Annotated in this window: 7 protein-coding genes; 5 read left to right on the forward strand and 2 right to left on the reverse strand. The window is 66.3% G+C overall.

Features of this window, described 5'->3' with window-relative positions:
• Positions 1 to 6 precede the first annotated feature (6 nt).
• The 3 genes from htpG to kdsA all read left to right on the forward strand — a co-directional run bounded on the left by htpG (position 7) and on the right by kdsA (position 3,470).
• Positions 7 to 1,938, forward strand: coding sequence for a molecular chaperone HtpG (gene htpG / locus VVD47_RS01385; protein ID WP_327601610.1), 1,932 nt, complete (start codon positions 7 to 9; stop codon positions 1,936 to 1,938).
• A gap of 143 nt (positions 1,939 to 2,081) precedes the next feature.
• Positions 2,082 to 2,468 (forward strand): hypothetical protein, encoded by a 387-nt coding sequence (locus tag VVD47_RS01390; RefSeq protein WP_327601611.1) that lies wholly within the window; start codon positions 2,082 to 2,084, stop codon positions 2,466 to 2,468.
• Between the two features lie 153 nt (positions 2,469 to 2,621).
• The gene (gene kdsA, locus VVD47_RS01395; RefSeq protein ID WP_327601612.1) at positions 2,622 to 3,470 is read left to right on the forward strand and encodes a 3-deoxy-8-phosphooctulonate synthase; all 849 of its coding nucleotides are present in this window, start codon (positions 2,622 to 2,624) and stop codon (positions 3,468 to 3,470) included.
• 98 nt (positions 3,471 to 3,568) lie between these two features.
• Here the strand turns inward: kdsA and VVD47_RS01400 are convergent, their stop codons facing one another.
• Positions 3,569 to 6,511, reverse strand: a complete 2,943-nt coding sequence (locus VVD47_RS01400; protein ID WP_327601613.1) for an HD domain-containing phosphohydrolase — start codon at positions 6,509 to 6,511, stop codon at positions 3,569 to 3,571.
• 129 nt (positions 6,512 to 6,640) lie between these two features.
• Positions 6,641 to 8,287: an electron transfer flavoprotein-ubiquinone oxidoreductase gene (locus VVD47_RS01405; RefSeq protein WP_327601614.1), complete on the reverse strand. Its 1,647-nt coding sequence runs from the start codon at positions 8,285 to 8,287 to the stop codon at positions 6,641 to 6,643.
• A gap of 236 nt (positions 8,288 to 8,523) precedes the next feature.
• On the opposite strand from VVD47_RS01405, the gene VVD47_RS01410 reads away from it, so the two are divergent.
• On the forward strand, positions 8,524 to 10,491 hold the full coding sequence (locus tag VVD47_RS01410) for an acetoacetate--CoA ligase (protein ID WP_327601615.1): 1,968 nt from the start codon (positions 8,524 to 8,526) through the stop codon (positions 10,489 to 10,491).
• 165 nt (positions 10,492 to 10,656) lie between these two features.
• Positions 10,657 to 11,706, forward strand: coding sequence for an amino acid ABC transporter substrate-binding protein (locus VVD47_RS01415; protein ID WP_327601616.1), 1,050 nt, complete (start codon positions 10,657 to 10,659; stop codon positions 11,704 to 11,706).
• The last annotated feature ends 35 nt before the right edge of the window (positions 11,707 to 11,741 follow it).

Genomic DNA, 11,741 nt, shown 5'->3' on the forward strand with positions numbered 1-11,741 from the left:
GAACGCATGAGCGAAACCACGAGCACTCAGGCAAGCGCCGCCACTGGCGCCGAAAAGCGCGGCTTCCAGGCCGAAGTCAAGCAGCTGCTGCAGTTGATGATCCACTCGCTGTACTCCAACCGCGAGATATTCCTGCGCGAGCTGGTTTCCAACGCGTCGGACGCCTGCGACAAGCTGCGCTTCGAGGCGCTGGACGACGCGGCGCTGTACGAGACCGATAGCGACCTGAAGATCCGTGTCGGCTTCGACAAGGATAGCCGCACCATCACCATTTCCGACAATGGCATCGGCATGAGCCGCGAGGAGGCCATCAACCACCTCGGCACCATCGCCAAGTCCGGCACCAAGGAATTCTTCGCGCGCCTGTCCGGCGACCAGCAGAAGGATGCCAACCTGATCGGCCAGTTCGGCGTGGGCTTCTATTCCGCCTTCATCGTCGCCGACAAGGTCACCGTGCTGACCCGTCGCGCGGGCCAGGGGGCCGAAGCGGGCGTGAAGTGGGAATGCAGCATGGTGGGCGACGAGGCGGGCGAATACACCATCGAGCCCTACACCAAGGCGCTGCGCGGCACCGACATCATCCTGCACCTGCGCGAAGGCGAGGACGACCTGCTGTCCGCCTGGAAGCTCAAGAGCATCATCCGCAAGTACTCCGACCACATCGTCCAGCCCATCCTGATGGCGAAGGAAGAGTGGGACGATGACAAGAAGGCCCACGTCCTGCGCGATGAGGAAGAGACCATCAACCAGGCCAAGGCGCTGTGGGCACGCAGCAAGAGCGAAGTGACGGACGACGAGTACAAGGCTTTCTACAAGCACGTCTCGCACGACTACGAAGATCCGCTGGCCTGGTCGCATGCCCGCGTCGAAGGCCGCCACGAATACACGCAACTGCTGTACGTGCCGAAGCGCGCCCCGTTCGACCTCTGGGACCGCAACCCCAAGCACGGCCTGAAGCTGTATGTGCGTCGCGTGTTCATCATGGACGACGCCGAGAAGCTGTTGCCGAACTACCTGCGCTTCGTGCGCGGCGTGGTGGACTCCAGCGACCTGCCGCTCAACGTGTCGCGGGAGATCCTGCAGGAGAGCAAGGACGTCGACACCATCCGTGCCGGTTGCGCCAAGCGCGTGCTGGGGCTGCTGGAAGACATGGCCGAGAACCGCAAGGATGACTACGTCACCTTCTGGAAGGAATTCGGCCGCGTGCTGAAGGAAGGCGTCGGCGAGGACGCCGCCAACAAGGAGAAGATTGCCGGCCTGCTGCGCTTCGCGTCGACGAATGCGGATACGCCGGAAGTGTCCGTGTCCTTTGCCGACTACGTGTCGCGCCTGAAGGAAGGTCAGGACAAGATCTACTTCGTGACGGCCGACAGCTTCAATGCCGCGAAGAACAGCCCGCACCTCGAGGTCTTCCGCAAGAAGGGCATCGAAGTCCTGCTGCTGACCGACCGCGTCGATGAATGGATGATGAGTTACCTCACCGAGTTCGACGGCAAGCAGGTCGTGTCGGTGGCCAAGGGAGACCTGGACCTGGGCAGCCTGCAGGACGAGGCCGAGAAGAAGCAGACCGAGGAACAGGCCGAGGCCAACAAGGAATTGCTGGAGCGCGTGAAGGCCAGCCTGGGCGAGCGGGTGAAGGAAGTACGCGTCACCAACCGCCTGACCGACAGCCCGGCCTGCCTGGTGGTCGACGAACACGAGATGGGCATGAACCTGGCGCGCCTGCTGAAGGCGGCTGGCCAGAACGTGCCGGGCTCCGCCCCCATCCTCGAGCTGAACCCCGGGCATCCGCTGGTCGAACGCCTGAAGACCGACGCGGCGCGTTTCGACGACTTGGCAGCGCTGCTGTTCGACCAGGCCCTGCTGGCAGAGGGCGGCACGCTGGACGATCCGGCGACCTTCGTGAAGCGGGTGAACCAGCTGATGCTGGGCGCCTGATCGCGATTCGCAGGATCGGCCTGCCCTGAGCGAACCAGGGGTGTCCTGCAAGGCGCCCCTGGTTCCTGGCAGCACACGACGGCTTGCATGGATCGTAGGGCGCGCGGGATGATTGCCGCCGGTGCGATTGACGAGGAGCCGCAATGACGACCAGAACGTGTGCCAGGCCCGTGGGCCGCTTGTCCGCTGTTGGCGTCCTGCTGGCCATGGCGGCCAGCCTGGGCGGCTGTGCGTCGGAGAGCTGGAGCAACATCAAGGCGACCGGCTTCAACGCCTACGTCGACCAGTTGCCGAAGAGCTGTCCCAACCTGCGGATCGGCAACGAGGACATCGGTCGCTGGCTGACCCGCGGCGCGAGTTCCGAGTCGAACTACCTGATCTTCTTCGACAACCTCTCGCGGCTGTATTCCGGCAAGATCAGCCGGGACGAATTCCGTACCGGCATTGACAGCCTGCTTGGCGCGGGGCCTCACAACGAGGCCAGCTACGCCTGCATGTTCAAGAGCCTGCCAGCGCAGCCTGCCGCCTGAGCCACAGCGGCGAATTTGCACGCCGGGCCGCATGCCGGGTCGGGCAGCGCACGCTAAACGAAGCCGCCGGTCGGCTATGCTCACGCCACCACGCAACTGCCGCCGGCCCGCCCGGGGCGGCAGGACAACCCATCTGAACCAACGGAAAACGCCTTGACTACCATCACCATCCAGCCTGGCATCCAGGTCGACAACCAGAAACCCTTCGTGCTGTTTGGCGGGATCAACGTGCTCGAGTCGCGCGACCTCGCGCTGCAGGCGGCCGAGGCCTACGTGAAGGTCACGCAGAAGCTGGGCATTCCCTATGTCTTCAAGGCGAGCTTCGACAAGGCCAACCGTTCCTCCATCCATTCCTATCGCGGCCCGGGGCTGGAGGAGGGGATGAAGATCTTCGAGGCGGTGAAGGCGGCCTTCGGCGTCCCCGTCATCACGGATGTTCACGAACCCTGGCAGGCGAAGCAGGTGGCCGAGGTGGTCGACATACTGCAGCTGCCCGCCTTCCTGGCGCGCCAGACCGATCTGGTGGTGGCGCTGGCCGAGACCGGTCGCGTCATCAACATCAAGAAGCCGCAGTTCCTGAGCCCCTCGCAGGTCGGCAACATCGTTGAGAAATTCAAGGAAGCCGGCAACGACAAACTGATCCTGTGCGACCGCGGCTCGTGCTTCGGCTACGACAACCTCGTCGTCGACATGCTGGGCTTCAGCGTCATGAAGAAGGTGAGCGGCAACCTGCCGGTGATCTTCGACGTGACGCATGCGCTGCAGCAGCGCGAATCCGGCGCCGCTGCGTCCGGCGGCCGCCGTGACCAGGTGACCGAGCTGGCGCGCGCCGGCATGGGCCTGGGCCTTGCCGGCCTGTTCCTGGAGGCGCATCCGGACCCCGCCAAGGCCAAGTGCGACGGTCCCAGCGCGCTGCCGCTGGACAAGCTGGAACCCTTCCTCGCACAGATCAAGGCGCTGGACGATCTGGTGAAGTCCTTTCCGCCGCTGGTCATCGACTGACCTCCGACGCCGGAAAGACAAAGGCGCCCGTCGGGCGCCCTTTGTCTTTCCGGCGGGTCTTTCCGGCGGGTGTTTCCGGTGGCCTTGCGTGGGCCTTGCTACAGGTAGGCGTTGATGTCCACCTCGTCGATCTGCTCCGGCCGCATGTAGCGTTCGGCATAGCTGCGGTGCACGCCGCTGCGCAGGAACAGCTCGAACAGTTCCGGGTCGATGTGCTGGTCGCGGCGCATGAAGCTCATGATCTTCAGCGATTCCGACAGGGTCTTGCCCTTCTTGTACGGCCGGTCCGCCGCGGTAAGCGCCTCGAAGATGTCGGCAATCGCCATCATTCTCGCCACCGGGCTCATCTGGTCCCGCGTCAGGCGCTTCGGGTAGCCCGTGCCGTCCATCTTCTCGTGGTGTCCCCCGGCCAGCTCCGGCACGCTCTGCAGGTGCTTGGGGAAGGGCAGGGCGCTGAGCATGATGATGGTCTGCGTGATGTGGTCGTTGATCTTGTAGCGCTCCTCTGCCGACAGGGTGCCGCGTCCGACCGACAGGTTGTACAGCTCGCCGCGGTTGTACAGCAGTTCCGGCGTGTCCAGCCTGAACCCCCAGGGATTGCCCGGGCCGAAGCGCTCGGCCTCGCGGCGCTCGATGCGGTGCTCGGGTTTGTCCGCCAGCAGGGCCTCGGTGGCGGGCAGTGGTACGGCGGGTGAATCCTCCTTGCGGGTGCGTTCCTCGTGCGCAATGCCGATGCGGTCGTCGAGGGTGCGCTGCCAGGTGCGGGCGGCAATCTGCCTGAGGCGTTCCACCTTCTCCGGTGCCATGAATTCGCCCCCTTCGTTGCAGGTGGCGACGAAGGCGAACTCATCGTCCAGCGTGCGCAGGGCGGCGTCCAGCTCGGTGGCGCAGGTGGCCGGGTCGCCGCCAGCCAGCAGCTTGCGCAGGTTGCCGATTTCGGCGTCGCGCTTGAGGACTTCGAAGCGCATGCGCACTTCATGGATGCGGTCGTAGATCGTCTCCAGCTTGGTGGCCTTGTCCACCACGTATTCCGGCGTGGTGACCTTGCCGCAATCGTGCAGCCAGCCCGCGACGTGCACGGCCTCCCATTCGTCCGGGGTGAGCTGGAAATCCTTGTACGGGCCGGTGGTCGTGTCGCAGGCGGCGCGCACCAGCATCTTCGTCAGCTCCGGCACCCGCGCGCAGTGGCCACCGGTGTAGGGGCTCTTGGCGTCGATGGCGCTGGCCATCAGGCGGATGAAGGCTTCGAACAGTTCCTTCTGCGCGTTGATCAGTTCGCGTGACTCCAGCGACACGGCCGCGCTGCCGGACAGCGCGGTGATGAAGCTGAGCCGATCACTCTCCACTTCCTCGGCGCCGAAGAGCAGCATGGCGCCCACCAGTTGATGCTTGCGGTTGTACAGGGCCACGGCGATCACCGGCCGCTCCGCATGCAGCTCCAGGCCGAGCGCCGGCAGGCCGAAGAGTTCGGCCTCGGCGTCGTCGATGCGGCCGGCAATGGCGCGCGCGTTGATGGTGGAGATGACCTCGCGCAGCACGCCCGGCGCATTGCCCAGTGCCTGCGCCACCGGTTCGGCAACTGCCTGGCAACGCGCGCGCAGGCGCAGGGCGGCCGGTGTCAGCAAGGCGCCGTTGTCGGTGGCCAGGTACAGCACGCCGCTGTGCGCCTTGGCTGCGCTGGCGGTTTCGTCGAGCAGGCGCGGCAGCAGGCGGCTGAAGTCGTCTTCCGCGGCGACGGTGGTGGTGATGTCGAGAAAGCGCCGGATCGTGGCCTTCATGCCATCCATCGTGTCGGCCAGGTCTGCCACCTCTTTGACGATGGAGGACACGTTGGCCGGCTTGCTGAAGTCGAAATGACGCACCGCCTCCGCCTCGTCGGCCAGCCGTTCCAGCGGTCGCGCGATGAGGCGGGCGCTGAAGATGGTGAGCGGAATGGACAGCAGCACGAGGCCGCCGAACAGGATCAGGGAACGTCGCCGCGCCTCCCGCACTTCGGCAAGCAGCTCGTTCTCCGGGACGGCCAGGCCGAGGTAGAGCTTCTGGTCGTTCTGCTCCTGCAGCAGGTTGACCGTCGAATGCCAGGACCGGCCATCCGCGGTGTCGAATTCCAGCTTGCCGCCCGCAGGACTGCTGCGGACCGATGCGACCAGGTGGGACAGGGCGGGCGCGTCCAGCTCGGTAACGGTCGACAGCCTGGGCGTGGGCGTGCCGGGGTCGCGGCGCACCGTGCGTTCCTCGTCGTGGTAGCCCACGACGCGGCCTGCGTTGTCGAAGATGACGACCTCGGAAGCGGGTGTCACCCGCTGGCGTTGCAGCAGCTCGGCCAGCGCGTCGAGCTGGATGTCGCTGCCGACGGTGGCGGGGCCGCTCGGCGAACGCTGGGTCAGGGTGATACCGACCTTGCCGGTGGTGAAGAAGACGTACGGATCGGTACGGCGTACGTCCGGGGCCTGGGCGGCAAGCGCGTACCAGCCGCGCTGGCGTGGGTCGTAGGACAGGTACTCGGGCCTGGGCTGCCGCCCCAGCAGGTTCAGCGCACTGTCGTAGTAGAGGTACTCCGCGGTGGCGGGGCGGACGGCATCCCGCTCGATGCTCTGCACCACGTAGGCGGTGCCGGGCGGAGCCTGCAGCGTGCGTTGTTCGGCCTCGCTGTTGATGCGTCGGACGAGGAAGAAGTCACCGTCCTCGTAGCCGGCGTAGAAGCTGACGATGCTCGGGTTGGCCTGCAGCGCGGTGACGTAGTAGCCCAGGCTGTCCAGGCGGTCGTTCAGGTTCGTGGCGCGGACGGCGCGTTGCTGCGCCAGCAGGCGGGTGGCCGTATCCGCAGGCCGGATCAGCTTCTCCAGCTCGCTCACCGTCTCGCGGGCGATACGCACGAAGAGATCGTCGGTCGCCTGGGAGACGATCTCCGAGCTGCGCTGGTAGTTGAGGATGCTGAGGACGATGCCGATCGCCAGCACCAGCACCAGAAACAGCGTGGAGATGTGGATGTGCAGCGGGTAGCTGCGGCGGTGCGGCGCTGCTGACGGCGGGTGAGTCATCGGTGGGCTCCCACGTGGCTGCGCCCACTCTAATCCTGCCGCCTTGCCTCCGCCATATCCCCGGACCTTTGGCTATGCATCCGGCCTATGGCGTTGCGGAATTCCGACAGGCATTGCGTCCAATGCCTCTTACATCTGTCCGTAGATCGGTCCTTCGCCGCCCTGCGGCACCAGCCAGTCGATGTTTTGCGACGGGTCCTTGATGTCGCAGGTCTTGCAGTGGACGCAGTTCTGCGCGTTGATCTGCAGGCGGGGCTGATCGTTCTCCCGCACGATCTCGTATACGCCGGCCGGGCAGTAGCGCTGCTCCGGGGAGTCGTAGACCGCCAGGTTCAGCGTGATGGCCTTGGCCGGATCGCGCAGCACCAGGTGGCAGGGTTCGTCCTCGGCATGGTTGGTGTTGCTGAGGAAGACCGAGGAGAGGCGATCGAAACTCACCACGCCATCCGGCTTCGGGTAGTCGATGGGGGCGAATTCGGCGGCTGGGCGCAGGCGGGTGTGATCGGCCTGGTTGGGCAGGGTCCACGGCGCCTTGCCACCCAGCAGTTTCTGGTCGATGCCGAACAGCAGGCTGCCCAGCCACAGGCCGCGCTTCATGTAGGGCTTGAAGTTGCGCGCGCGGTACAGCTCCTCGTGCAGCCAGCTCTGGCGGAAGGCTTCCGGATAGGCGTCCAGCGTGTCGCCGCGGCGGTTGGCAATCAGCGCGTCGTGGATGGCTTCGGCCGCCAGCATGCCGCTCTTCATCGCGGTGTGGCTGCCCTTGATGCGGGCGGCATTGAGGAAGCCGGCGTTGTCGCCGATCAGCGCGCCGCCGGGGAACACCAGCCTGGGCAGGGATTGCAGGCCGCCCGCGGTCAGCGCACGGGCGCCGTAGCCGATGCGCTTGCCGGCCGCCAGCATCGGGCGCACCAGCGGGTGCTGCTTGAAACGCTGGAATTCCTCGAACGGCGACAGGTAGGGGTTCTGGTAGTCCAGCCCCATCACGTAGCCGATGGCCACCAGGTTCTTGTCCAGGTGGTAGATGAAGCTGCCGCCGTAGGTGTCGGCGGGCAGCGGCCAGCCGGCGGTGTGCATCACCAGCCCGGGCTGGTGCACGGCATCCGGCACCTCCCACAATTCCTTGACGCCGAGTCCGTAGGTTTGCGGGTCGCTTCCGCCACGCAGGTTGAAGCGGGCTTCCAGTTGCTTGCCCAGGCTGCCGCGGCAGCCTTCGGCGAACAGCGTGTACTTGGCCAGCAGGGCCATGCCCGGCTGGAACTGCGGACCCTCGCTGCCGTCGTGCAGGCGGCCCATGTCGCCGGTGGCGACGCCGACCACGCGGCCACCGAGCTCACTCTCTTCGTAAAGCACCTCGGCGCCGGCGAAGCCCGGGTAGATCTCCACGCCCAGCGCCTCGGCCTGTTCGCCCAGCCAGCGGCAGAACTGCCCGAGGCTGATGATGTAGTTGCCTTCGTTGTGGAAGACATCCGGCAGCAGGGCCGTGGGCACGCGCTGGCCGCCGTCCTTGCCCAGGAAGTAGAAGCGGTCCTCGGTGACCGGCGTGTCCATGGGCGCGCCCAGGCTCTTCCAGTCGGGCAGCAGTTCGTCGAGAGCGCGTGGATCGAAGACCGCGCCGGAGAGGATGTGGGCGCCGATCTCGCTGCCTTTCTCGATGAGGCAGACGCTGATTTCGCGATTGTCGCGGGCGGCCAGTTGCTTCGCGCGGATCGCCGCTGCCAGGCCGGCCGGACCACCGCCGACGATCAGCAGGTCAAACTCCATCGATTCGCGTTCCACGTTGCATCTCTCCTTGTATCGGGCGGGCGTAATTTAGCGCAGGTCGCGGGAGACCGTGCGTCATGCGGCTATAACTGGGTGGGGCAGGGCCGGTGCAGGCGACCGGCCAGGCGCCAGAAGGTCAAGCCTAGTGACATCCCTGATGGCCGAGGCAAGCCCCGCCGGGGTCTACTCTGTATGGAGCTGCGGTGTCGCGACCTGCGAGGCGCCCATGGAACTTCAGCCAGAGGAATTGCATGCACGACCGGCCGCTGTGGCAGCCTGATGCCGCCTGGATAGCACGTACCCGGCTTGCCGCCTTCCAGCGGCAACTGGCCGGGCGTCACGGCGTGCACCTGCCGGACTACGCGGCCCTGCATCGCTGGTCGGTCGACAATGCGCCGCTGTTCTGGCGCGCCCTGTGGGACTTCGCCGGCGTGGTGGGCGAGCCGGGCGCGCGCGTGCTGGTCGATGTCGGGCGCATGCCGGGCGCGCAGTGGTTTCCGGATGCGCGCCTGAACTTCGCGGAAAACCTGCTGCGCTTCTGCAACGAAACGCCCGATCGCGAGGCCATCGTCTTCCGGGGCGAACTGGAAGTACGCCGTCGCCTGAGCTATGCCGAGCTGCACCGCGAGGTCGCGCGCCTGGCCGCGGCCCTGCGTGATGCTGGCGTGAAGCCGGGCGACCGGGTGGCTGCCTACATGCCCAACATGCCGGAGACGGTCATCGCGATGCTGGCCTCGGCCGCCATCGGCGCCATCTTCTCCTCGGCCTCGCCGGACTTCGGCGTGCAGGGCGTGCTGGACCGCTTCGGGCAGATCGAGCCGGTGGTCCTGATCGCGGCCGATGGCGCGCTGTACGCCGACAAGCGCATCGATGCGCTGTCGCGGCTGGCGGAAATCGTCGATGGCCTGCCGAGCGTGCGCGAGGTGGTCGTGGTGCCTTACATCCATGCGCAGCACGACCTGCGCGGCATCCGTGCCGCGAAGATGTGGGGAGATTTCGTCGAGCCCTGCCATGACGCGGTGCGCATCGACTTCACCCCGTTGCCCTTCGGCCATCCGCTGTACATCCTGTATTCGTCCGGCACCACCGGAGTGCCCAAGTGCATTGTGCATAGCGCCGGCGGCACCTTGTTGCAGCACATCAAGGAACTGCAACTGCATGCCGACGTGCAGGCCGGCGACCGGCTTTTCTACTACACCACCTGCGGCTGGATGATGTGGAACTGGCTCGCTTCCAGTCTTTCCAGCGGTGCGACGCTGATGCTCTACGACGGCTCGCCCTTCGCCGGTCATCACGGCCAGGTGCTGTGGGACTACTGCCGCGACGAGCAGTTCACCCACTTCGGAACATCGGCCAAGTTCATCGATGCGGCCCACAAGCTGGGCCACCGGCCGGTGGAGACGCACGTGCTGAGTGCCCTGCGTGGCATCCTGTCGACAGGCAGTCCGCTGTCGCACGAAGGCTTCGACTACGTGTATCGCGACGTCAAGCCCAACGTCTGCCTGTCGTCGATTTCCGGTGGTACCGACATCGTGTCCTGCTTCGTGCTCGGCAATCCGGCCGGGCCGGTGTGGCGTGGCGAGATCCAGGCCAAGGGGCTGGGCATGGCGGTGGAGGTGTTCGACGACGACGGCCATCCCGTGCACGCCGGCAAGGGCGAACTGGTGTGCACGAAACCCTTTCCGGCGATGCCGATCGGTTTCTGGAACGATCCGGATGGTGCCCGCTATCGTGCGGCCTACTTCGAGCGCTTTCCCGGCGTGTGGTGCCATGGCGACTGGTGCGAGGAAACGGAGCACGGCGGGCTGATCATCCACGGCCGCTCGGACGCCACGCTCAACCCGGGAGGCGTACGCATCGGTACGGCGGAGATCTATCGCCAGGTGGAAAAGCTGGACGAGGTACTGGAGTCCGTGGTCATCGGCCAGGACTGGGAACATGACGTGCGGGTGGTACTGTTCGTACGGCTGCGCGACGGCCTGCAACTGGACGAGGGAATCGAGGCGCGCATCCGCAAGGTGATCCGCGACAACGCCAGTCCGCGCCATGTGCCGGCACGGATCGTGCAAGTAGCGGACATCCCGCGGACCAAGAGTGGCAAGATCGTGGAACTGGCGGTGCGCGCGATGGTGCATGGCCAGCCGGTCAGGAACGTGGAATCACTGGCCAACCCGGAGGCGCTGGCACAATTCCGTGACCGCCCCGAGCTGGCTGACTGAAAACGCCGGAGACCGCCGGGGATGGCGGACGAAGGTCTGAACGATAACTACACGAGACAACGCATGTACCTTCAAGCTCGACACAGGGATTGCCCGTTCGCTGGCCGGACGGACGCGCAGCAGGCACAACGGTCTTGTCATCCGCGGGTGGCAGGCGCGGGACCAATGGCGCATCTGTGGGGCAAGCTGCAGGGGCAGGGCACAAGCCTGCACGCGCAGACCGGCATCCGTCACGGCTTGCCGCGCTGCTTGACCGTCAGCCGCCAGCAGGCGGATGCGGGCGGCGATGCAGGCGGCGATGCGGGCGGGAATATGCTGCCGGTACGGTCCACGTTCTTCCGCCTCATCTGCCTCGGTCTGGCCATCATGATGGCCCTGCTGTCGCTGCCGGGGCAGGCCCAGAGCGCAGCGGCCAGCGCCGCTCCCGCCAACGAGGACACGCTGGCGCGCATCAAGCGCACCGGCACGGTCGTGCTTGGTTACCGCAGCGATGCGCGACCTTTTTCCTTCAAGGGTGTGGACGGCCAACCGGCAGGCTACTCGGTGGACCTGTGCAAGACGGTGGCGGCGGCGCTGGCCGAGCGCTTGCGCCTGCCACAGTTGAAGACGCGTTGGCAGGCGGTCACGCCGGCGGACCGCGTGGACCAGGTGCGCAAGGGAACCGTCGATCTGGAATGCGGCACCACGACCCGCACGCTGGCGCGCGAGGCGCAGGTGGATTTCAGCCACACGATCTTCGTCGACGGGCTGTCGCTGATGTCACTGGCCGGTGCCCAGCTCACGAAGACGACGGATGTGCAGGGCAAGCGCATCGGCGTGGTGGCCGGCACCACCGGCGCCAGCCGGATCGGCCCGGCGCTGGCCGCGGTGGGCGTCAACGCCCAGCTGGTGACGCTGACCGATTATCGCGATGGCATCAACGCCATCGATGCCGGCAAGGTCGACCTGCTGGCCGGCGACCGCGGCGTCCTGGTGGGAACCGCGCTGGATGCACCGGGACGCGCCTACAGCCTCATGCAGGACATGTTCTCGGTGGAGCCCTACGCGCTGATGATGGCCCGCGACCCGGCCTTCCGATACGAGGTGAACCGCGCGCTGTCGCGGTTCTATCGCAGCGGTGAAATCCAGACCACCTACAACCACTGGCTGCAGCCGTACGGTGAGCCCACCCGGGTGATGAGCGCCGTGTTCCAGCTGTACGCGCTGCCCGACTGAGGCAAGCTTCGACGCAGTGTCCAGCGTAGCGGGCT

The sequence above is a fragment of the Uliginosibacterium sp. H1 genome (assembly GCF_036017065.1).
GTDB lineage: Bacteria > Pseudomonadota > Gammaproteobacteria > Burkholderiales > Rhodocyclaceae > Uliginosibacterium.